Here is a 23,893-nt window from a genome sequence, read left to right as displayed (position 1 = left end):
TTTAATCGGTTAACTGACTCCAAACTTCCCGTTAGTTGGGATTTCTAATCCCGACTTATGAAATAAGTATTTTTAATCCTTTGATAGATAACTTTAACTGTTGAAATTGATTAAGCGATTTTCTTTTAAAAGCGGTTAAATAGACTCAAAACTCCAGCCTCCTAACTCCCAACTAAATCAACTATTGATCAACTGCTAACTGCCATCATAATCCTACCCACTGCAAACATAAAACTATCTACTGCAAACATAAAACTATCTACTGCAAACATAAACCTACCGACCCCTTTGATAGAGTTGCGAACTGCCGTGATAAACCTACCGATGGAAAGTATATATCTATCAACTGCAAGTTCAAACCTGTCGATGGAAAGTATAAAACTGTCGACTGCAAAGATAAACCTACGACCTGACGCGATAATGTTATCGTTGGAAAGTTTATAACTGTCTACTGCAAGTTCACAACTTTCGATGGCGCCGGTAATATTGCCATGCGCAAACTACATTCTGGCAACTGCAAGTATAAACCTACTCACTGCAAGTATAAACCTGGCCACTGCAAGTATAGATCTGGTTACTGCAAGTATAAATCTGTTAACTGCAAATTGTAAACTACCAGCTGAAAACTTTTATAATATCTCTTTTACAGTATATTCTTTACCATTAAACTTGAAACTTTCGTTTTTGGCCTTTCCGATCAAAATCTTACCTATAGGAGAAGCCTGCGACACGGCAAAAAATTTCTGTCCACCCGTATTTAATTCCCCTGCACTAATGCTGATGTAAAAATTACCTTCGGAGGTTAGCACCACGCTCCCGTTTTTAACAACCTGATCCGATTCTACATTTTCGATCTGCTGTAATGCAATTTTCTGTTGCCCCGCTTCATAAAGCAGTTTATTATTGCGATCCATTTCCTGTTGCATCATTTCCCGCGTGGTTTCATATTTATCGCCCGCACTGCTTTTTGTGTCGTCGTTTGAGGCCTGCCTCGCCTGTTGCAGCGAATATTCGATATTTTCAATCCTGTTTTGGATAAAAGTTAAGCAAAGCTGGTATAGTGTAGATTTTAATGTAGACATAGAGGTGATGGATGATTTAAGATGGACGATGTAAGATGTAAGATGGGTGATGGAAAATGGTTGATGGTCCATAGTATAATAGCCTTGAACTATCAAACTATAACACAATTGATGACTTAGAATTCCGGACTAATGACTAATGACCAATGACTAATGATCAATGACTAATGACTCCAGACTAATGACTATGGACTAATAACTCAAACCTACCCCTCTATCCACTTCACTTTTTCGCTCATTGGCGTACGGTTGGGTTCCCAGGGTTTTTCGTTGTGATAGCCCATATAGAATAAGCCGATGCACTTTTCATGCTCACCCAGACTTAAAAAATCACCCAGGTCGTTAATTAAAGGAGGCGAACTCCAATAAGCGCCAACCTGTAAACTTTCGGCTGTTAAGGCCATGTTCTGTACCGCGCACGATACTGCTGCCAACTCCTCCCACTCTGGTATTTTACCGCTTAAATGCATATTAATGGCAATAATGCAATCAGCCTGACTTGTTTTCTCGGCAAAGCTATCGTACTTTTTCTGCAAAAACTGCTGCGGATTTACCAATGCCTTGTATAACCGGCCCAGTTCTTCGCCCAGTTTAGCCAATCCGGCTTTCCTGATCACCACGAAGCGCCAGGGCTGGGTTAATTTATGTGTTGGGGCATAATTGGCCGTTTCTAAAATCTGATTAATAACCTCAACCGGAATTTCTTTTTTAATATAGCTTGCAGGGAATATACTGCGACGTTCTTTTATAACTTTTGAGATGGTTTCGTATATAGTACTCATTCGGTAAAAATAGCTAAAAGCTGAAAGACTAATGCCGAAAGAGAGATACAAATTCGATATATCCTGAAAGATTTGACGCTATGTTAACTGATAACTGTAAATTGGTCATTAATCATTGGTTTATTAGTAACTGTTAACTGATAACGGCTAACTGCCAACTGAAAACTGTTTCCTGATCTGTTTCACCTTTGAAAAAAAGCCAATGCTTTCCCTATCAACCAGAAAATCCATCGTTTGCAGCAGTTCTTCCTTAATCCAGCTGTGCTTTACATTTAAATTCGCCAGGATATTAAGGCAGTGTGATTTTATGGCCACAGGTATTTTTTCATCGATGAGCCAGGCGAAAACAACCTCTGCCAGATGATCGGTATTGTAATCAGAAATGATCTTTTTAACAGATTCATGAGCATTTTTCTTGGTCATAAAGGCCAGGATTTTAACATAATGCCTCAATGCCGATAAATTATGCTGTTGTGGCAGCTTATCTAGAAAATAAAGCGCATGAGGCAAAAAGCGAAGCTGGTGAGCTGTATATACATTCTCTAAAATCCACGCTGCCCTGAAACCAATCTGTTCATCATGGTAAAAACTTAAATCAATTAATTCTTTTACCGAAAAAGTATCTTCAGAAGCAATTGCAGCCAGTTTTTCTACTTTGCTTTTTTGAAGTGTGGTTTTAATGGTTTCGAGCAAGAGATCGTTTTGCATAGGACTAAAATAAATATTTTACCTTAAAGTACATTGAGATAAATCGTCACGGGGCTGTATCATAAATGTAATTCAATCGAATTTGTCACGTTGAGCCTGTCGAAACGCTTTTTAAGAGATTTAAAACAGATCCTTCAACAAGCTCAGGATGACAATTCTATATTTATGGAGACGGCCTCATCTGATTGGGAACCAAGAAGTGCCCATCTAACATAATCTAAATGTGATATACAGCTTACATTAAGATTCCCAGATGCGTTGGTTTTTAAGCCATTGAACAAAAGCACCAACCACTATCAATAAACCTAATTGAACGGAAATAATTTAAAGTTGCATTAACCCCGATATACTGTCATGCTGAGGCACGAAGCATCTGCAGCTATGAAACAGATGCTTCGTGCCTCAGCATGACAGAAGTTTTTTTTAAAAGATTGAAGTGAAAGCGGGCCTGCATTTGCCACAACGAACTGGATCCTCCGTTTTCAAAAAAAAATTGGTAACTGTTTAAAGCGGTTAACCGATCATTTATTTCCAACAATAGAACAATCAAACAATTGAACATTTTAACCTTAAACTTTCCAACAATGAAACAATCAAACGCCTACTTCTTTCCTACCCTCAACCTTTTTCCCTATCTTTGCGCCTTATTTCAATTACAGCATGATTTCAGTTTCTAATTTATCATTACGATACGGCAAACGCACATTATTTGAAGATGTTAACCTAAAATTTACCCAGGGCAACTGCTATGGCGTAATCGGGGCTAACGGTGCAGGTAAATCTACTTTCCTGAAAATTTTATCGGGAGAAGTTAACCAGACTTCTGGTAGCGTGGCTTTTACTCCAGGCGAAAGAATGGCGGTTTTAAAACAAAACCACTACGAATTTGATGAGTTTTCGGTATTAGAAACCGTAATGATTGGTCATAAAGAGCTTTATGCCATTATGAAAGAGAAAGATGCCATTTACATGAAAGAAGATTTCTCAGAGAAAGACGGCGAACGTGCGGGAGAACTGGAAAATCTTTTTGCAGAAATGGACGGCTGGAACATGGAAAGCAATGCCGCAACCATGTTGAGCAATTTAGGCATTACCGAAGACAACCATTATAAATTGTTAAAGGAATTGGATAACACGCAAAAAGTACGGGTGTTATTGGCGCAGGCCCTTTTCGGTAATCCGGATATTTTGTTACTGGATGAGCCTACCAACGATTTGGACATCGAAACCATTGCCTGGCTGGAAAACTTTTTGGCCGATTACCAGAATATTGTATTGGTGGTAAGTCACGACAGGCACTTTTTAGATGCCGTTTGTACCCACATTGTGGATATCGACTTTGCTAAAATGAGTATTTACACAGGTAACTATACGTTCTGGTATGAATCAAGTCAGCTGGCCTTAAAACAACGCAGTGACCAGAATAAAAAATTGGAAGATAAGGTGAAGGAGCTTCAGGAGTTTATCCGCCGTTTTAGTGCGAATGCTTCGAAATCAAAACAGGCAACTTCACGTAAGAAAGCTTTGGATAAGATCGATATTACCGAAATTAAAGCTTCGAGCAGAAAATATCCTGCAATTATTTTTAACAATACAGGCCGTGAGGCTGGCGACCAGATTTTACAGGTAGAAAACCTGGGTAAAACCGGAAATGACGGAATCTTATTTGATAAAGTTACTTTCATGGTAAATAAAGGCGATAAAATTGCTATTTTATCTCAGAACAGTTTGGCTACCGCAGCGTTTTACGATGTATTAACCGGTAGAGATACTGACCACAAGGGAGAATTTAAATGGGGCGTTACCATCAGTACTGCAGATATTCCGAACGATAACTCTGAATACTTTGCCGGTAAGGATGAAAACCTGGTGGATTGGTTACGCGAATACTCCGGAACGGATGCCGATGAGCAGTTTGTACGCAGTTTCTTAGGTCGTATGTTATTCTCAGGCGAAGAAGTACTTAAAAACGTAAAAGTGCTTTCAGGAGGCGAAAAAATGCGTTGTATGTTCTCCAGAATGATGCTTCAGCAAGCCAACTTATTGATGTTTGATGAGCCAACCAATCACCTGGATCTGGAATCGATCGAGGCATTAAACAATGGCATGAAAGATTTTAAGGGTGCAATATTGTTTACCTCACGAGATCACCAGTTAACAGAAACGGTTGCCAACCGCATTATTGAGATCACACCAAAAGGTACTATTGATAAGTTAATGACGTACGATGAGTATATTAACAGCAGTGATGTAGCCAAACTCCGCGAAGAGATGTATGCTTAACTAACCACATTGCTATGTGAATTATTAAAAGAGTTTTGATATTACGTCAAAACTCTTTTTCTTTATAAACAAAACCTAAAATTGTGAAAAAACTTACGCTGCTCCTCTCCTTGTTTATTCCTTTATTTGCTTCTGCACAAAAAAGCGACTCCACCCATACACATTTTAGAATTATTCGAGGAGGGATGATTGAACATTCAACAGAGTTGAAATCGAAACGCTATGTAAAAAATGGTGAATCTGAAATAAAAATTGGACGGGATCTGTTGGCAGTCGGATTATACAAAGATGACGAACGCTCTGGTAGATGGCGTTTTTTTAATGGTCCTGATTCGTTAGAACAGATTTATAACTATACCACAAAGAAACTGGAATACAACCATACAGCAAAAAATATAGTTTACGAAATAGATTCTACAAAAGAAGGTGATAAAATTATTTATCCAGCAAAAATTGGTGGATATCATACTAGTCTACGCTTTCTAATTAAAAAATTTTCACCATCAAAGGAATTCCGTGCTTATGCAGGAGTTCATACTGTACTTTTAATTTTCCATATAGATGAGCATGGAAAACTTATCAAATATCAAGCAGAAACCGGAGAAGGAGAACTGAAAAGAACAGAAGAAATTTCATTATCAAAATTTCGTCCTGAAGATTTTGACTTTGTACCTGCATACTTAAATGGAAAGCCCGTTGCAAGTCGGTTAATTTTCCAGAGTAAATTAACAGTAGATTAAAATATTCATAAAAAAACAGATATAATGTAGCGTTTTCATTCCATTAATCGTTTTACAAGAAAAAAGCGTTAATGGCCATTAACCAATTTTGTTCATAAAATTGATTTAAACATTAAAATGAAAACGAATTTGAAAAATTTTAGCACTACGGCAAAAATTATACTCTCTCTCTTTGCAATAACCTTAACCATTACGGCATGTAAAAAAGATTTCAATAACGATCCGATAGAAGCAGCAGGTATTGGTTTTGTACATGCATCACCAGGAACAGGTCCACTGGATTTTATCCTCGACAACCAGAAAATCAACTTTTTTAGTTACACCAAAGATTTGGGTTATTATGCAGCCTATCCAGGAACGAGATTGGTTGGAGTGGCTAAAAAAGATTCTTTAAAATATGTAACTACGGCTACTGCAGGTTTAAAATCAGGCTTCTTCTATTCAGTATTTGTGGTTGATACATTAAAATCGACAAAACTTCTGATTCTGGAAGATGATTTAAAAGCTCCTGAAGCAGATAAAGCAAAAGTTCGTTTTGTAAACTTAAGCCCCGGAACTGCAACTTACGATTTAGCTGTTGCCGGAACTGATGCCCCATTGTTTACAGCAAAAGCTTTCAAAGAATTTACAACCTTTACCAACATTGCACCTAACGATAGCTATACTTTTCAGTTAAAACAAAGCGGAACGGTAAAAGTAAGCTTACCGGCCATTAAAATTGAAAAAGGAAAAATTTATACCATTTGGGCCAAAGGTTTAACCAGCAAAACCGATAGTACCGGACTGGGTTTATCTGTGATGACAAATAAATAAAGAATCGCACTACCTGTGATCATGAAAATTGACACCACTCAAAAAATCGGGTGGTGTTATTTTCTTAAATTTGCAAGCAATTAATCATGATAAACCTTTAATAAATAGTCCTTTACAGGGGTGATAAAAAAAATACTCAGTTTTGAGGAAATTTTAAAAGGCTGTGTAAAAAACGACAATAGCTGTAAAGAAATGATGTATAAATCATTTTATGGCTATTTAATGGGCATTATTTTAAGGTACACCAAGAACACTTCAGACAGTGAAGAGCTTGTAAATGATAGCTTTATCAAGATTTTTAAACATGTGGCGGGTTTTAAAGCGCCCAAAAACCCGGAAGAACTGCAGCGGTCGTTTAAAGGCTGGATTGCCCAGATTGCTTCGAGAACAGCAATAGATAAAATACGGAGTTCGAAAGTTCAGTTCTATGTAGACGACCTGGCCGAAAACGAACATCCGGTTACGCAGGTTTCGGTTGCTTCGGAACTTCATGTGAATGATATTTTGAATTTACTAAATCACTTACCAGATACGCAAAGACTGGTATTTAACTTATACGAAATTGAAGGTTTTGCACACGATGAGATATCGAAGATGCTGAATATACCCGAAAGTTCGAGCCGTGTGTATTTAACACGTTCTAAAAATAAGTTACGTACCCTTTATTTAAATACCATGGTTAATTCGTACAAGAAAAATGGATAAGGAATTAATTGAGCATATCACCGCGCAACTCCAAAACCATGAGGAAACATACCCTGATGGTGCCTGGGAGCGCTTTTCGGTAAAAGAAAATAAAAAACGGAGCATTGCATTCTGGCCGTTGTGGGCAGCTGCTGCCCTTATTTTTGTTTTCGGCGGGGTGTTTTTTGCTCTGAACAATACCGGTCAAAAAACTGATCTTGCCTTAACTAAACTTAAAACGCAACAAAAATCAAACACCGATCTTAGTAATAGCGTACCTAAAAAAAATACCCCTACTCCATTAAATGATTCAACCACTGTTTTAAATAACCCTATTGCGGCCAGCCCTGCAAATAAAATTACAGAAAGCACAAACCTAATTGTTGAGGAGCATAAAAATTATCCCTATGTAAATGATACACAAGGTTTATTGCCTTTAAACGGTAATATACTGGATAATAAACTTGCAGGTGCTAATATTTCGACATTTAGCCCTAAGAACTTTGAGCTTTTAACCGAAAAGAAAAAAGACTTACCGGCTAAAAAAACAACATTTGAAGAATTACTTGCAAAGGATAGCCGTGCAAACCAGCAAAAAAATTCATCTAAAACGAACGAAAACTCTAAATGGCAACCTGATGTGTATGTTGCCCCTGCAATGGGTAACGATAATAAGGTGAATATGAACTATGGCTTTTCATTATCGTATGCCATTGCAAATAAACTGTCTATCAGTTCTGGTGTTTCTTATGCTGCCATCAGCACTTCAGAATCGCTGAACGCGGGCGCTCCGCAAACTTTATCGGGTAGAAACCTGGAATCGGTTGACTCTAAAGTGCGTGGAATTAATATTCCTTTAGAACTAAAGTATAAGATCAGCGAAAAATTGTACACCAATATCGGGGTTTCTGCACTAGCGGTTCTAAATAGCTCACAACAGAATAATTACATTGTAAACCAGGTACAAAATTTTTCTTCTGCACCTGTAAATGGCTATGCTGAATCGAAAACATTTATTGTAGCGGAAAAAACCACAGAGCCTCAGCCCGAAGCCAGTATAGATCCTGATAAATACATCGGATTTTACAATTTTTCTTTAGGTTACAAGCAAAAAATATCTAAAAAGAATAATATTGCCATTGAGCCGTTTTTGAGACTGCCGATGAAAACTTTCTCTAAAGAAAACCTGAACCTTACCAACGGCGGACTACGTTTAAAAATCGATTTTTAAAAACTAAGATATTTAGTATATTTGGTTAAATGCCATATGAAAAATATCAAACCATATCCAACTGAAGACGAACTACCTCCCATTAAAACCGTTAATGAGGTAGATTTTTCTGCAAAATACAGTTATGCAGATTATTTGCGCTTTGAATTTGAGGAGCGCTTAGAAATTATTAAAGGGTACATTTTTAGGATGAGCCCTGCTCCTTCGCGGATTCATCAGGGCGTTTTAACCAATATTTTCGGGCCAATATATAATATCTTAAAAGGAAAGCCATGTCATGTTTACACGGCGCCGTTTGATGTCCGTTTAGCAAAGAAAACACAGAAAGATAAAGAAATTTTTACCGTGGTACAACCTGATCTGGTTGTAATTTGCGATCAAAGCAAGTTAGATAAACGCGGTTGTATCGGTGCACCTGATATTGTTGTGGAGATTTTGTCGCCAGGAAACAGCAAAAAAGAACTGATCAGTAAATATGAGGTTTATGAAGAAGCAGGCGTTAAAGAATACTGGATTATAAGCCCTGAAGATAAAACGTTTTTCAGGTATCTGTTGGATGATCAGGGCAAGTTTCAGCCCACTAAACTGCTTACCGAAGGCGAAAAAGTAACCACGCCTATTTTGCCGGGCTTTACGCTCATTTTAGAGGAAGTTTTTCAGGATTAGTCCAGCTATATTCTAACAAAAGAAGTCAGGTTTAAATAGCAAAATTGTTATTTAAAACCTGACTTCTTTAAAATCGTTTATAATCGATTGATTAATGACCTGAATGACCGTCAGCTCCGTGAGCATGGCCATGAGCTAATTCATCTTGTGTAGCTTCACGCACATTTAAAATAACACCGCTGAACAATAAATTTTTACCAGCCATCGGGTGGTTTAAATCAACTGAAATGGTTTCATCATGAACCGCAGTAACACCTGCCCTGAACTGATTGCCATTGTTATCCTGTAAAGGAATTACATCACCAACGTTAGGTAATTCGCCACCAGCTTCAGTAAACATCGTTTTAGGAAGATCAGCGTAAGCACCCGGATCGATATCGCCATAGCCATCTGCAGCAGAAAGCTCGAAGCTATATTCATCACCAGTTTTTAAACCGGTTAAATGCTCTTCAAATTTAGGCAACATCATGCCAACGCCATATAAAAATACTAAAGGATTTTGTTCGTCAGCTTTTTCTACAAAAACTTGTTGTCCTTCTTCGTTAGTAGTATGCAATTCGTAAGTTAACGCTACTACAGAGTTTGGTGAAATATTCATTTAAATTAATTTATTGTAAATACTCTAATGCGTCCTCAACAGTGTTAACCGGCAACTGGCATACTTTATTTCGGCAAATATAAACTTTTGTTTCATTGCTTTGCTTACCTTTTAACAGTGGTAAGTTACTTTTTGTTCCGCCCAGTGTAATTTTGTTTGGAATATAATGACTGCTTAATTCTAATTTAATCACATCGGTTTCCAAACCTGTAATGGCGATTTCATTTATACCATACACTTCATTCAATAACTGAATGGCCCAGTTTGAGTAGGCAGAACCATAAGTTTTAATTTTTGGCTGAACCGCAGCAAGCATTGCTGAGGCTTTTTCTGCATATTCTTCAATATCAAAAAGTACACCCAGTTTCTTTAAGTTCTGTGCCATGACAGAGTTTGAAGCCGGAATTACGTTATCCATAACTTCGTGTTTGCGGGCAATTAAATCCTCACTTTCGGCAGAGGTATAGAAAAACATCGGAGAATCTGGATCAGTAAAATTAGCGATAACATAATCAGTCAGTAATTTTGCTTCTTCCAGCCATTTTTCGTCAAAATCATACTCATACAAAGCAATTAAAGCTTCTGTTAAGAAAGCATAATCATCTAAAAAACCCGTAATCGATGCTTTCCCGTTTTTATAATTGCGATATAAACCTCCCTTTTCCGATTTGAGGTGATTTAAAATAAAAGAGGCTGCAGCTGATGCTTTTTCATAATAACCGCTTTGGCTTAAAATCTGTGCAGCATCTGCAAGGGCCTTGATCATCATGCCATTCCATGCGGTTAAGCATTTATCATCCAAGCCCGGACGAACCCTTTTGCTCCGAACCGCCATTAATTTTGCTTTGGCTGATTTTACCTTATCATAAAGCACTTCTGCTTCAATATTAAACCTGGCAAGCAAATCATCATCACTGATGGTTTTCCGCAGAATATTGGCTTGTTCCTCCTCCCAGTTCCCCTCTTCGGTAACATTATAATATGCACCAATCAGTTGTGCATCTTCACCTAAAACCTCATCAAACTCTGCCTTATCCCAGATGTAAAACTTACCTTCTACACCTTCACTATCTGCATCCAATGCTGAATAAAACAGTCCGTCGGCCGAAGTCATTTCATCAAAAACCCAATTTATGGTTTCTACAGCAGTTTGTTTGAAGGAATCGAATTTGGTACATTGATAAGCTTCTGCGTATAAACTGATCAGTTGTGCATTATCGTAAAGCATCTTTTCAAAATGCGGCACATGCCATTTATCATCAACCGAATAACGGGCAAAACCGCCTCCAATCTGATCGTAAATACCTCCCCTGCTCATTTCTTCGAGTGTATGGCATACAGCGGTAAAAACAGATGAATCGTCTTTTAAAAAACCGTAACGCAATAAAAATACCCAGTTATTAGGTAAAGGAAATTTTGGGGCACGGTTGTAACCTCCGTAACCAATATCAAAATGGCGTTTCCAGGGTTCGATGATTTCGGTGAGGTGTTCGTCTGTATATGCTTCAGTTTCAGGCACGGGGATTATTTTTTCGCTGTCTTTTATACCTGAAGTTAGGCGCTCTGCATATTGAATGGCTTTATCGGGCTCGTTTGCCCAAAGTGCAGCAACATTTTCAAGAATATTGATCCAGTCGTTTTTCCTGAAATACGTTCCGCCATAAATCGGCCGCTGATCGGGCAAACAGATGCAGTTTAGCGGCCAGCCACCACTACCAGTCATCAACTGAATGGCATACATGTAAATCTGGTCAATATCCGGACGCTCCTCACGGTCTACCTTAATACAGATAAAATGCCTGTTCATTACTTCAGCAACCTCGTGGTTTTCGAAGCTTTCGCGTTCCATCACATGGCACCAATGGCAGGCCGAATAGCCTATACTCACCAATATCAGTTTATTTTCTGCTTTAGCCTTTTCTAATGCCTCTTGCCCCCATTCGTACCAGTTAACCGGATTATGGGCATGCTGCAATAAATATGGTGATGAAGCGTGGATTAAATTATTGGTTTCTGACATGACGGGTGATGTAAAATGTAAGCGGGAAAATGGAATTTGATTTGAGGCGTAAATCTATTAATAATCTACAAACCTGTTTCTATTTAGTTTTTGTTTTTATACTTTAGTTGGAAATCTAGCCTTTAAAAAAAATGAAAATCACCCACACCGAAATATACCGCTTTAGCATCCCCATGGAGCCATTTGTTATTGCCACGGGAACCATGCATTTTGCGCAGAATGTACTGATCAGGATTTATACCGATGCGGGTATCCATGGCATTGGAGAATGTTCTGCTTTCCCGATGATTGTAGGAGAAACGCAGGAAACCTGTATTGCCATGGCCAAAGATTTCGCGGCGATTTTAAAAGGCAAAGATCCTTTGGATATTCCGGAGCGCATGAACGATCTTTTAGGTTATGCCGACCATAATAATACAATTAAAAGTGCTTTTGATATGGCGCTGTTCGATATTGCAGCCAAAAATGCGAAACTGCCACTTTATAAATTCCTTGGCGGACAAAAAAGGACCATCGAAACCGATATGACGATTGGCATAGATACGCCCGAAGGGATGGCAGCTACGGCATTGAAATATAAAAGCCAGGGTTGCAGAATCATTAAAATTAAACTGGGCAAAAAGGTACACGATGATATAGAAAGGGTAAAACACATCCGCGAAGCGGTGGGCGAAGAACTAACGCTGCGTTTGGACGCCAACCAGGGCTGGAGTTTTGATGATGCCTTATTTGCCCTAGGCGAACTGGAAAAGTACAATATTGAATTTTGCGAACAACCCATGAGGACCTGGTACGATGATAAACTGCCTGAACTGAATGTAAACTCACCCATTAAACTGATGGCTGATGAGAGCTGTTATAATCACCACGATGCCCGCAAACTGATCAATAGCCAGTCTACAACCTACCTAAATATTAAATTTTCAAAATCGGGCGGCATTTTAGAAGCACAAAAAATCCATGAAGAAGCATTGCAAAGAGGTGTAAAATGCATGATTGGCAGTATGCTTGAAAGTAGGATTGCCTTGAGTGCTAACCTTCATTTCGCATTGGCAAGTCCGAATGTGGAGTTTTTCGACTTAGATACTGCCCTATTGGGCCATCTGGTAGATCCGGTAGTTGGCGGACTTACTTATAATGGCTACTTTCTTGATGTTCCGGAAGAAATTGGCATCGGTGCCGAAGCTGACGAATTTTTCTTAGAGAAATGTGAAAGCTGGATGGTTTAGTTCATTAGTCATTGGTTCATTAGTCATTAGTTTCCGGTATAGTGCCGGTAATAGTTTGCAGTTGGGCGTTTGGAGTTTGGAGTCGATTAACCGATTTAAACAATTCACCCTAGCTTACAATTAACCGATTTAAACAATTAACCAATTAACCATACTTTACAATAACCAACTATCTAACTAACAACCTGTCTAATGCTAAACTATCGCCATTAAAAGCATTAAAATCGACCACATGCCCAATGCCATTAATTTTGGCTTTATCAGAGTGTTGCCAAAATTTCCATCGGCTTTTATCCAATCGTAACTTAGGCTGATAGTAATGGGCAATCCATAAGGGATAATCATCAAAAAAATTCAGCAAATAATCTTCATAAAATTTAAGTCCGGTGTAGATGATCGGCCTGACTTTAGTTTTCAGTTCTACATAATTAAGAAAATCAGACAGTTCGGCCCTCATTTTTAGAGGAGAAACACCATCTAAGGCTTCAATATCCACTACGGGAGGCAAATCGCCTTTTTCTATATTTACTACCTGCAGAAAAAATTTAGCCTGCGTTTTTCCATCCTTTTTTGGTCTGAAAAAATGGTAAGCACCACAGATAATGCCTGATTTTGGAGCTTCGCGCCAATTGCGTTGAAAATAGGGATCAACGAGTAACAATCCTTCAGTTGCTTTGATAAAGGCAAACCTGATGCTCACCTCATCCTCTTTCATCTCTTTTACCTTTGGCCAGTTTATTTTGCCCTGATAATAAGAAACATCAATTCCATGAATGGTATATTTTTTGGGGATTTTAATGTTAAAACTCTCGTAAGTTCTATAATTAGGATCTTGACCCCAATCTTTAACCCATCGCCAGGTAGCCACAAAACTTCTTAAAACGTATCCGTAATAAAATGGGGAGAGTAAAATCAATAATAAACCAGCAAGGAATAATTTAAGCTGAATGGATAAGGCACTCTTCTTTTTTTTATTTGTTGCAGGCTTTCTAACTGCCGGCTTTTTTACGCCAGGTTTTCTGGTAACAGGGGCTTTATTCGGAATTCTTTTCTCTGGCGGCATACTTGTCCGGCAAAGTTGAGGAAAAAGTAGGGAAATAAAAATTTGAGATTGAGAATAACACTAATCCACAGCTGCTACCTCCATAAATCCCTGCCCTACCTATTAAAAATCAAAAGTCCCAAACCACTAATAAACAATAAAGCCGGGTGCTTCCTTTAAAACATATCTGAATTTTAATTTTTCAGGAGCTGGTTTATCGGTCTTAATTCTTTCCAGTATGTTTAGCGAACAATCGTTAAAACCTAAAAAATTATCCTGATATACTTTAATTTCAGTAGAAAAATAGAGCGGTTCATTTTCTTCTATCTCATTTTCTATAATTACCTCATCAAATTGCCAGTTAAAGCCCACGGTATTGCTGACAAGTTTTTGCCTCAAAGATGTGTTAAACTCCATCAAATGCTTTATTAATTTTGGCCTGGCGCCACTTTTTTGCTGCGTACTTATGCCAACATTAATTTCTTCAGGTATAAAAATGGTATCTGAGGGCAATTGCCTTGCAAAATTAAGCATAATGGCAACCTGTGGTTCTTTGATGAGTGCACGACTCATGGTTTCACTTAAAACAATATCGATATTTGCATTTTCAACCTGATAAATTGTGGCATCTGCAATTTCACACTTTGCCACGTAATCTTTTAAATTAAAAGCTGCTAATACTTCTTGTAAAATATCATAGGTTTGCTGATTGATTTCCAACATTGTAAACTGAACTTCAGCCGGACTAAAGTGCATCATTACCGGTAAAGCCAGGGCAGCAAATGGCCCCGTGCCCGCGTACATTACCCGAACCGGCCCTGGTTTTTGACTTAACTTTTCTTTAATTGCCAAATATAAGCTCCTTACAAAACGTTGGGTCCTTAAAATTTCCTTAACACACTGCGCCGCCCAAAATGTCCCAATTGCTTCGCCCATTTCGCTCTGAATGTGTTTTCTATGCTGTTCGTCATTATTATCGATTTTTACGATTGTAGACAGCAGGGCTGCATAATCAGCTATGGCAGGTGCTAGTTGATCGTGAAAATCTCCGGGTTTTAAAATTTCATCACTTATACGACGTAATCTTTCTTTCAGTTGTATTGCTTCCATTTACAGGGGTTTATGGGCAGATTATATTTGATTAAAACTTAGGTATTGAACAAACCTTGGCACATCAGCATAATTAGGTGTAGCCGCATGCGGAATAGATTGCAACCATAAAATAATGTCGCCTTGTTTGCCCGCTACAGGTACAGCCAGGTTTTGCTCCGCCAACTGCTGAATTAGTAATTCGGGGCTATTATGCTGTAATTCTGCTTCAATTTTATGATGATAACCCGGAATAAGGCTAAATGGACCACGGTTTACCGGAACATCATTTAAATAAAGTAAACCTTGAATATAATATTTAGGGCCAATGTTAAAATCAATATCCCAATGAAGCGCACTTCCTTTAAAGTTAAAATTTCCATTTACAGGTGGGTTAAAACTTACCTTTTCGCAGTTGGGTAATAATGCACCAGAGCCATAGAGGCTAGCAAAAACCGATTTTACCTGCTCATCGTTCCGGATAGCATCAAGCGCCTTATGCTGATAAAGCTGGAGCATAAGCCCTTGCAGCAACTGATGATCATTATACCAGGTTTCCGGTTTCTCCATATCCGCACCGAGTGTTTTGATGATCAGTTCGATTACGGCATTACAACGTTCGGCATCAATTACACTATCAATTTTTAAATAGCCGTTTTCTTCCCAAAATTGATGCTGTGCTTCACTTAAAACACGATCAAACGGCCTGTTTATTCCATCTATTACGCCCAAGTACCATTGATTAAATTTTGCACTGGCCTGTTGATAAAAATCAGCTCCTTTTAACCGGATAATCCAGTTTTTAAAATGGTCATCATCCCGGCATTCGCTATATAAAAAATTATAGGTTTCGAAAAGCCCGATCTGAAAAATGCTAAAAAATACTTTCTCCTGATGGTGATATTGTTCCCCTACATCTTTTTTGGTACATTTTAGGCCGTGATATTTCCTCACAATACTTAAAAATGGACAATCCGCAGGTTGCTGAGCGTTTGGGATGAGCATGATCTTGATTTATTAAGGGCAATTCTAACAAAAAATTAATTAAATCCATGATAAAAATTGCTAATCCATTACCAAAAAATTAAGGCGTAATGCTTCTACATTGCTTACTTTTGATACGCTACTACACGATCTATGATTACCGCAATTTACAATACGTATAAAACCTCTTTTAGTGGATTAAGCAAAGAAACCTGGTTATTGAGTTTTGTGATACTCTTTAACAGGTTTGGGAGCATGTCGGTTCCGTTTATGGGCTTGTTTGTAACCCAAAGTTTGCACAGATCGGTAACGGATGCAGGTTTAATCATCATTTTATTTGGGGTTGGTTCTGTTCTGGGCTCTGCAACAGGGGGTAAATTAACCGATATGATCGGTTTTCGTCCGGTACAGGTTTTATCCTCTATCGTTAGCGGGTTATTGTTTATTTTATTTTCTACCCTAACCCATTTTTACAGTCTGTGTATTTTGGCTGTGGTAATCAGTTTTTTCTCTGAAGCTTTCCGGCCTGCCAATTTTACAGCAGTTGCCCATTATGCTGCAGAAGGTACTTTAACAAGATCGTACTCGCTAAACAGGCTGGCCACAAATATGGGCTGGTCTATCGGGATCAGTTTTGCAGGTATAATCGCTTCAATTAATTACAGGTTACTTTTTATTGTTGAAGGCGTGGTAAGTATAATTGTTGGTTTGTTAATCCTGACTTTTTTGCCACAGGTTAAAGGTTTCATTAGAAGGGCAAAGGAAACAGCCAGTAGTATGATTATTATGAAACCATGGGAAGATGCTTTCTACGTAAAATTTATCCTCCTAACCACCATATTTATTACCTGTGCATTTTTAATGTTCAGGATAGTGCCCGTATTTTTTAAACAGGAATGGCACATAGATGAATTTGCCATCGGCATCATAATAGGCATTAACGGAGCAGTAATTGCCTTGTTCGAAATGGTGATGATCAATAAAATTGAAGCCAAACGATCACCCATGTTTTTCATCATGATCGGTGCAGTTTTGTTTGCATGCTCCTATGTTATATTAAGTGCTCCGGTAAGTTTCCACATTGCAATGGCCATATTAACCGTAGTGGTTTTTACCTGTGGCGAGATGCTTACCCTACCTTTCATCAATACAATTGTAATCAGCAGAAGTAATGAGCATAACAGGGGCTTATATGCCGCGGGTTATACCTTAAGCTGGTCTTTTGCACAGCTTGCAGGCCCTTATGTTGGTTTTTTGGTTGCAGAACACCTTGGTTACAATTTTCTTTGGCTGGGACTTGCCTGCATACTTTTAGCATGTACCTGGGGATTTAACACCCTGAATAAAAAACAGGTAAAAAAAGTTCTGGAAGAAAGTGAAATGCTGCCGGAAATGGAATAACATCTCCAGCAGCTTTTAATTATTTTACTTTTTGCGCTTTAACGCCTTTGTTAGTAATTTTTACAGGGAGAATGTTGCCTGCTGCGTCGAATTTCATTTCATCGATACAGGTAACGCGATGATTTCCATCGGTTTCGGTTAATGGCCTGCGGTGGTAAACAATATAATACTGTCCTTTTTTCTCATTGATGATTACGGAGTGATGGCCTGCTCCTGTTGCAATGGCAGCATCTTGTTTTAATATTTTACCTACTCTTTTAAACGGACCAAATGGCGAATCGCCTACGGCATAAGCCACAGAATAATCTGGACCAGTCCAGCCGCCCTCGCTCCACATGAAATAATATTTACCGTTCCTGATGAACATATACGGTCCTTCTACATAATTATCGGGTGTAATTTCTTTAAAGGTAGAACCATCTTCAAAAGGCAGGAAACCGCTAAAATCTTTGTTCAGTTTGGCAATGTTACAGTGTTTCCAGCCACCATAAATTAAATAATACTGGCCATCTTTATCTTTAAATACAAACTGATCGATCGGTTGCGCACCATTATGGAATTTATCTACCAAGGGTTTGCCTAAATGGTCTTTATAAGGTCCTTCCGGTTTATCGGCAACTGCTACTCCGATCCCTCCGATTTCATTATCGCTCTGAATATCATTAGCGCCGAAAAACAGGTAATATTTTTTGTCTTTTTGAACAATTGCAGGAGCCCACATGGCTTTATTGGCCCATTTTACGGCTGCAGTATCTAAAATATGGGGGTGTTTTTTCCATTTCACCAAATCGTCAGACGAGAAGGCATCTAAAAATACCTGTTCTTTGTACTTGGCAGAATAAGTTGGATAAACCCAATATTTGTTGTTAAAAATAGCAGCATCGGGATCTGCATACCAACCTTCAAAAATTGGATTTCCAGACTGGTTAATCGTTTTAGTACCCTGAGCAAAAGAAGTGAGCCCCGATAAAAGTAAAAGAGATGAGATGAGGTGTTTCATGGTACCAATTTAGAAAAAAATCTGTGGTAAAAAAATTAACCACTAAAATCAATTGGTTGAAACCAGTTGATATGAAAACAACAGGATGGTCTTCAACTCCGTTCAGACTGACAACAGGCTCTGAAAATGCAGTTGCATCTGTAGTGCTGCATCCGGGAGCTGTCTGCAGTTAAATAAACCCGACAGAGCGGATAGCCCGCAGTGAAGTGCAACGAAACGAGGACTATAAGTGATGGCGGGACGAAAGCACCTATGAAAAACAGTCCGCACATTTTCAAAAAAGGAAACCAATAAAAAATCCCTGCTTATATAGATAGGCAGGGATAGTCTTTAACTCCGCTCAGACTGACAGTTGGGCTTTAATTTTTTGGAAAGCAGTAACAGTGCTTTTCGGTCTCACCAGTCCCGCCCTTCGTTCCAAATCCTCGCCCTCGTGCCTCAGGCTGTGGGTTTTACATTTCGGTCGGGTTTAGATGGCGCGGCCAATGGTACTATTAAATGATGCAAATTGTCTATGTCGCTATACCGGAACAGACCTTTCTTAATAAACCCAACAGAGCGGATAACCCGCAGTGAAGTGCAACGAAACGAGGACTATAAGTGATGGCGGGACGAAAGCACCTATGAAAAACAGTCTGCACATTTTCAAAAAAAAGAAACCAATAAAAAATCCCTGCTTATAAAAATAGGCAGGGATAGTCTTCAACTTCGCTTAGCACGACAAATAGATTTATTTGCTCAATTCAGCGAAATACTTATGGAATAATGGCAAAGTTTCTATTCCTTTATAATAATTGTAAATATCATATTTCTCATTTGGCGAGTGTAAGGCATCGCTATCTAAACCGAAGCCAAAAAGTACAGATTTAATGCCCAGCACATCTTCAAACAGAGCTACAATCGGGATACTGCCACCACCACGTGTTGGAATTGCTTTTTTACCAAAGCTATCTTCAATAGCCTTTTCTGCAGCCTGGTAAGCAATACTATCAGTCGGGGTTACCACCGGCTCGCCACCATGGTGAGGGGTAACTTTAACTTTTACATTTTTAGGCGCAATGCTTTCGAAATGTTTGGTAAAAATCTCTGCAATTTCTTTTGAACTTTGGTGTGGCACCAAACGCATCGAAATTTTAGCATTGGCTTTACTTGGCAACACCGTTTTTGCACCTTCGCCAATGTAACCGCTCCAGATTCCGTTAACCTCTAAAGTTGGACGCGTACCGGTACGTTCTAAAGTAGAATAACCTTTTTCGCCCCAAACTTCTTCAATATCAAGGTCTTTTTTATATTCTTCCTCATCGTAAGGAGCAGAATTTAATGCTTTTTTCTCCTCATCGGTTAATTCGAGTACTTTATCATAAAAAGCAGGAATAGTGATGTGGTTATTTTCATCGTGCAATGAAGCAATCATTTTGCAAAGAATGGTAGCCGGATTTGCTACTGCACCACCATAAACACCAGAGTGTAAATCGCGGTTTGGACCAACCACTTCTACTTCCATGTAAGCTAAACCACGTAAACCGGTTTCAATTGAAGGATGATCCATACTAATCATCGAAGTATCTGAAATCAGCACTACATCGGCTTTTAAACGCTCAGCATTATCTTTTACAAAAATACCCAGGTTTGCAGAACCTACCTCTTCTTCGCCTTCGATCATAAATTTAACGTTGCAGGCCAGGGTATTGGTTTCCATCATCAATTCGAAAGCTTTAACGTGCATGTAAAACTGGCCTTTATCATCACAGGCACCACGGGCATAAATTTTGCCGTCGCGTACTGTTGGTTCAAAAGGCGGGGTATGCCAAAGCTCTAACGGATCAGCAGGCTGAACATCGTAGTGGCCATATATTAAAACGGTTGGTAAAGAAGCATCTATAATTTTTTCGCCGTACACAATCGGATAACCGGCAGTAGGGCAAATTTCTACGTTATCTGCACCTGCATCCTTTAATTTCTGCGCAACATAATCGGCTGTTTTTAAAACGTCGCCTTTGTATTTCGGATCAGCACTAACCGATGGAAAACGCAATAATTCAAACAGCTCATCTAAAAAACGTTGTTTGTGCGTTTCTACATAATTTTTAATCTCTTGCATAACAAAATGAATTTGGACAAATATAGGCTTTACCAAATAAATGGCCTACTAAGTGGATACAAATTATAACTTTCTATAAGTTAAATTCCTGTATGCCCTGAAACTGGCTTTTTAAATTTCTGGCCGTCTTTTAACAGATACAAAAAATAGTTTATTGTTTGTAAAAAAGAGTAAGGCAAACTATCAATTATATTTACTTTTTTGTAAATTGCGCCTTTAACAGATATCCTTAAATCCTGTACGAAAGAATTTTAACAATGAAGTTTAGCGCAAAAGTTTTTTTATCTCTGCTGCTGCTTCTGTTTGTCTGCATTAATTCTTTTGCACAAGCTCAGAACCCCACACGGGTAAGTTGCCCTGAAGCAGCCCAATACTACTCTAAAGACAGCATCAATATTGTAACATTTGGAGCCAGTACGGTAGAAGGGGTAAATGGCCTTGGCTTCCAAACCATGCTCCAGAATAATTTTTTAAACTGCTATACCAATAAAACAGTTGATATTACGAATCACGGTATCGGCGGACAGACAACTTTTCAAGGTTTGCTGAGAATTGATAATGCGATAGCGAACAGAACAGGCTTTATTGTAATTGATATGGGGATAAACGATGCCCTTGCAATTGCCAATGGTAAAGGCAGTGTGGCAGAAACGGTAGCCAACATGCGGGTATTTATTACTTCTAGTTTAAAGCAAAAATTAGTACCCATTTTGTGTACCCTGCAGTTTGTTGATGACAGAACCAATAAAAGCTACGTTGCTGTTAATACCAATATAAGGAACATTAACGCGGCTTACAGAAAATTAGCAACAGAATATAAAATTTACCTTGCAGATGTAAATGCTGCAATGAGGCGCGATTTTACTTTATATCAGGATGCTTTTCACCCAAATGCACGTGGCTACAGATTAGTAAGTTATGTTATTTTTGATGCGATTAACAAAGCTATTTTCGATAAATTCTTAAAGTTTACCGTTTCGCAGAATTACCCAAACCCTGCAGCCATGCAAACCTTTATTGATGTGGTATTACCGGAATCTGATAAACTTAATATTCAGATTTACGATTTAATGGGCCGGCTGGTTAAAACAGTGGTAAACGAATATTTAAATACGGGTAAACATACCCTCGAAATTAACACCTCTACCTTTGTGCCGGGTATTTATTTTTTTAAGATTTCTTCCGATTCCGGACAGTATAACGCTGCAAAAAAGTTTATTGTAGCGAGGTAACAAAAGCATAAAATATTAGTCAGATATTTGATTAATACGTTTTATAACTTTAATTATGTCCTCCGATACCTCTTTTACCAACGAAACAGTTGATCTTGATCATCTTCCCAAGTATGAAGAAATTTTATTAAAGCAGCCACACCCCGATTATTGGAAAATCATCTGTATTAACTTATCGGTCTTTTTTGGTTTAATGGGAATTGGCCTGGGTTCAATTTTATTCTTTGTTGATGAAGTAAGGCCAAATGCCATTTGGATTGTACCCCTTTATTTTACAGTAGTCATTATCTTTTTCCTGCTTTTCCGGCTAAGTTTTAAAAAACGTGGTTATGCCGTTCGTACACACGACGTAATCTATAAAAGTGGAATTATAGCCGAATCGACCACGATTGTTCCTTTAAACAGGATCCAGCATATCGAATTAAACGAAGGTATTTTTTCAAGAATATACAAACTGGGATCTCTGCAGGTATTTACCGCCGGTGGCCAAAGCGGGCATATCCACATTTCGGGCATAGCAATTGAAGAGGCAAAAAGCATCAGGGACCTGCTTCTGAAAAAATTAGACCTGCTCGAAAATCCGGCCACTGAAACTGAAGCATAATGGAGAACGATTTTAGTAAACCGCAGCGCGAATCGGCCTTTGGCATTATTATAATGGGCGCATACACTACTTTTCAGATCATTAAAGGAACTTTCTTCATATTCGTTATCGCATTTTTAAAAATGCAGATTAATGACATTATTTATGTTTTGCTAGGCGCCTTCGCTATTATCCTGTTCAGTTTCGTTCTTGCTTATTTACGATACCTAAAATTTACTTTCTTCCTGAATAAAGAAAAACAGGAATTTGTGGTAAACAAAGGCATATTTAACCGCGATCAGGTCATTATCCAGCTCGATAAAATTCAGCAGGTTAACATAAACCAGAATATTCTGCAGAAAATTATCGGTGTTTACGGCTTAAAAATTGATACGGCAGGTGCCCATGGAGAGGAAGTAAGTATAAAAGCCATTGATGAAACTGCTGCTTATAATCTTAAGGCGCACTTGCTTAACCGTGATACCGCAATTGATATGCAGCCAGAAATGGAACATGAAAACCATTTGGCAGAAGAAGCACCGTTTTTAAGGATAAGTGGCTTTACGTTGTTTAAAGTTGGTTTAACTTCTAATTACGGGCAAAGTTTAGCCTTACTTGCAGCATTTTTTTATACCGTAATTTATGAAGGCCGCCAATTGCTTGATGCTTTTAAAATTAACAGAGATGAAATTCAGAGCACAGTAACCGGAATGCTGACTATTGTTACGGTTTTCATTTTAATTGCATGCCTTTTAATTGTATTGCTGATTATCAATCTGGTAAGAACTTTTTATAAATATTTTGAGCTCGAAATTAGTCAGCATAAAGATGCCCTGCTCCTCTCTTCCGGATTAATTGCCAAGAAAAATACCCTGATCAGTCCAAATAAAGTACAGATTACCAAATACAGTCAGAATTATTTTCAGAAGAAGATGCACATGCTGAACATGAGTTTACGGCAGGCACATTTTGGCCAGAGTAAAAAAGGGCATGAAATGCAGGGGAATACTTTGGAAATTCCGGGTTGCAACCCTACTGAGCGCGATGAACTATTAAAAATGATATTGGATGAGGCACCTTTAAAAGGAAAAACCTTTATCCCCGACTGGCGTTTTTTAAACCTGCCAATTTTCTTTAAACTGATTTTACCTGTATCGGTTTTTTTGATTCTGGCTTTTAACATTCCCGAAGTGAAACCTTTTATCGGTATCGCAATTGCATACTTTGCTATCGGAATAATGATGATTTACATCAGTTACAGGAGGCACCGCATTTCGGTAAACCAGGATTTTATCATCAAAACCAGTGGCATATGGGATGTTTCGAATGAGATTGTACAGCCCAATAAAATTCAGGCCATTACCACTTTTCAATACCCATGGCATAAGGGTGTTGATGTTGGCCATCTTTCTTTACATACCGCTGCTGGTCAGATTCATTTTAAATATGGCAATTACACAGAAATTAAAAAACTGGTCAATTATTGGCTTTATCAGGTAGAAAGCGGGAATAAAGATTGGATGTAATGAAGATAGAAGGTTTTAAAGTTGAAAGCAGAAGGTGAAAGACATTGATACGGCATAATGCTTCATATCTTCAGAACCATTATGCCATATGATATCAGA

Annotated in this window: 21 protein-coding genes; 11 read left to right on the top strand and 10 right to left on the bottom strand. The window is 38.4% G+C overall.

The window, feature by feature from the left end:
• Positions 1-629: 629 nt before the first annotated feature.
• The 3 genes from ABD769_RS07365 to ABD769_RS07355 form a co-directional block, all read right to left on the bottom strand.
• Complete coding sequence (locus ABD769_RS07365; protein ID WP_344850736.1) at positions 630-1,082, bottom strand: 3-oxoacyl-ACP synthase; 453 nt, start codon at positions 1,080-1,082, stop codon at positions 630-632.
• A 206-nt stretch (positions 1,083-1,288) separates the two neighbouring features.
• A complete protein-coding gene (locus ABD769_RS07360; RefSeq protein ID WP_344850734.1) occupies positions 1,289-1,864 on the bottom strand; it encodes a nitroreductase family protein in 576 nt (191 codons plus the stop codon).
• Between the two features lie 147 nt (positions 1,865-2,011).
• Positions 2,012-2,572, bottom strand: a complete 561-nt coding sequence (locus ABD769_RS07355) for a hypothetical protein (RefSeq protein ID WP_344850732.1) — start codon at positions 2,570-2,572, stop codon at positions 2,012-2,014.
• Positions 2,573-3,232: 660 nt separating this feature from the next.
• On the opposite strand from ABD769_RS07355, the gene ABD769_RS07350 reads away from it, so the two are divergent.
• The 6 genes from ABD769_RS07350 (at position 3,233) to ABD769_RS07325 (ending at position 8,989) form a co-directional block, all read left to right on the top strand.
• Positions 3,233-4,855: an ABC-F family ATP-binding cassette domain-containing protein gene (locus ABD769_RS07350; RefSeq protein ID WP_344850730.1), complete on the top strand. Its 1,623-nt coding sequence runs from the start codon at positions 3,233-3,235 to the stop codon at positions 4,853-4,855.
• 83 nt (positions 4,856-4,938) lie between these two features.
• Complete coding sequence (locus ABD769_RS07345; protein ID WP_344850728.1) at positions 4,939-5,595, top strand: hypothetical protein; 657 nt, start codon at positions 4,939-4,941, stop codon at positions 5,593-5,595.
• A 117-nt stretch (positions 5,596-5,712) separates the two neighbouring features.
• Positions 5,713-6,408, top strand: a complete 696-nt coding sequence (locus ABD769_RS07340) for a DUF4397 domain-containing protein (protein WP_344850726.1) — start codon at positions 5,713-5,715, stop codon at positions 6,406-6,408.
• 120 nt (positions 6,409-6,528) lie between these two features.
• Entirely contained in the window at positions 6,529-7,113 is a 585-nt protein-coding gene (locus ABD769_RS07335; protein ID WP_344850724.1) for an RNA polymerase sigma factor, read from the top strand.
• Positions 7,106-8,323, top strand: a complete 1,218-nt coding sequence (locus ABD769_RS07330) for a hypothetical protein (RefSeq protein ID WP_344850722.1) — start codon at positions 7,106-7,108, stop codon at positions 8,321-8,323. Before ABD769_RS07335 ends, ABD769_RS07330 begins: the two co-directional genes overlap by 8 nt.
• 36 nt (positions 8,324-8,359) lie before the next feature.
• Positions 8,360-8,989, top strand: coding sequence for a Uma2 family endonuclease (locus ABD769_RS07325; protein WP_344850720.1), 630 nt, complete (start codon positions 8,360-8,362; stop codon positions 8,987-8,989).
• Between the two features lie 91 nt (positions 8,990-9,080).
• Here the strand turns inward: ABD769_RS07325 and ABD769_RS07320 are convergent, their stop codons facing one another.
• Together ABD769_RS07320 and ABD769_RS07315 are read right to left on the bottom strand one after the other, a co-directional pair.
• Positions 9,081-9,587, bottom strand: a complete 507-nt coding sequence (locus ABD769_RS07320) for an FKBP-type peptidyl-prolyl cis-trans isomerase (RefSeq protein WP_344850719.1) — start codon at positions 9,585-9,587, stop codon at positions 9,081-9,083.
• Between the two features lie 10 nt (positions 9,588-9,597).
• The gene (locus tag ABD769_RS07315) at positions 9,598-11,607 is read right to left on the bottom strand and encodes a thioredoxin domain-containing protein (RefSeq protein ID WP_344850717.1); all 2,010 of its coding nucleotides are present in this window, start codon (positions 11,605-11,607) and stop codon (positions 9,598-9,600) included.
• Positions 11,608-11,738: 131 nt separating this feature from the next.
• Here ABD769_RS07315 and ABD769_RS07310 point away from each other — a divergent pair, with 131 nt between their 5' ends.
• Entirely contained in the window at positions 11,739-12,836 is a 1,098-nt protein-coding gene (locus ABD769_RS07310) for a mandelate racemase/muconate lactonizing enzyme family protein (protein WP_344850715.1), read from the top strand.
• A 169-nt stretch (positions 12,837-13,005) separates the two neighbouring features.
• Here ABD769_RS07310 and ABD769_RS07305 read toward each other — a convergent pair whose 3' ends face one another.
• The 3 genes from ABD769_RS07305 to ABD769_RS07295 all read right to left on the bottom strand — a co-directional run bounded on the left by ABD769_RS07305 (position 13,006) and on the right by ABD769_RS07295 (position 15,972).
• Entirely contained in the window at positions 13,006-13,899 is an 894-nt protein-coding gene (locus tag ABD769_RS07305; protein WP_344850713.1) for a glycoside hydrolase family 25 protein, read from the bottom strand.
• A 126-nt stretch (positions 13,900-14,025) separates the two neighbouring features.
• On the bottom strand, positions 14,026-14,988 hold the full coding sequence (locus ABD769_RS07300; RefSeq protein WP_344850711.1) for an SAM-dependent methyltransferase: 963 nt from the start codon (positions 14,986-14,988) through the stop codon (positions 14,026-14,028).
• Between the two features lie 21 nt (positions 14,989-15,009).
• Entirely contained in the window at positions 15,010-15,972 is a 963-nt protein-coding gene (locus ABD769_RS07295) for a phytanoyl-CoA dioxygenase family protein (protein ID WP_344850709.1), read from the bottom strand.
• Positions 15,973-16,104: 132 nt separating this feature from the next.
• On the opposite strand from ABD769_RS07295, the gene ABD769_RS07290 reads away from it, so the two are divergent.
• Positions 16,105-17,352: an MFS transporter gene (locus ABD769_RS07290; protein WP_344850707.1), complete on the top strand. Its 1,248-nt coding sequence runs from the start codon at positions 16,105-16,107 to the stop codon at positions 17,350-17,352.
• A gap of 19 nt (positions 17,353-17,371) precedes the next feature.
• Here ABD769_RS07290 and ABD769_RS07285 read toward each other — a convergent pair whose 3' ends face one another.
• Positions 17,372-18,352, bottom strand: coding sequence for a glycoside hydrolase family 43 protein (locus ABD769_RS07285; RefSeq protein ID WP_344850705.1), 981 nt, complete (start codon positions 18,350-18,352; stop codon positions 17,372-17,374).
• Between the two features lie 730 nt (positions 18,353-19,082).
• On the bottom strand, positions 19,083-20,453 hold the full coding sequence (locus ABD769_RS07280) for a dipeptidase (RefSeq protein WP_344850703.1): 1,371 nt from the start codon (positions 20,451-20,453) through the stop codon (positions 19,083-19,085).
• 257 nt (positions 20,454-20,710) lie between these two features.
• Between ABD769_RS07280 and ABD769_RS07275 the strand changes: the two genes are divergently transcribed.
• Genes ABD769_RS07275 through ABD769_RS07265 form a run of 3 tightly spaced genes read left to right on the top strand, consistent with a single transcriptional unit; the run spans position 20,711 to position 23,794 of the window.
• Positions 20,711-21,685: an SGNH/GDSL hydrolase family protein gene (locus tag ABD769_RS07275; protein WP_344850701.1), complete on the top strand. Its 975-nt coding sequence runs from the start codon at positions 20,711-20,713 to the stop codon at positions 21,683-21,685.
• Between the two features lie 55 nt (positions 21,686-21,740).
• Positions 21,741-22,289 carry a PH domain-containing protein gene (locus tag ABD769_RS07270; protein WP_344850699.1) on the top strand — a complete coding sequence of 183 codons (549 nt, stop codon included), beginning with the start codon at positions 21,741-21,743 and terminating at the stop codon, positions 22,287-22,289.
• A complete protein-coding gene (locus tag ABD769_RS07265; RefSeq protein WP_344850697.1) occupies positions 22,289-23,794 on the top strand; it encodes a PH domain-containing protein in 1,506 nt (501 codons plus the stop codon). Before ABD769_RS07270 ends, ABD769_RS07265 begins: the two co-directional genes overlap by 1 nt.
• Positions 23,795-23,893: the final 99 nt, after the last annotated feature.

It is taken from the genome of Pedobacter jeongneungensis (genome assembly GCF_039538295.1).
Classification (GTDB): Bacteria; Bacteroidota; Bacteroidia; order Sphingobacteriales; family Sphingobacteriaceae; genus Pedobacter; species Pedobacter jeongneungensis.
The sequence above is the reverse complement of the archived record's forward strand: the minus strand, read 5'-3'. Positions and strand labels throughout refer to the sequence as shown.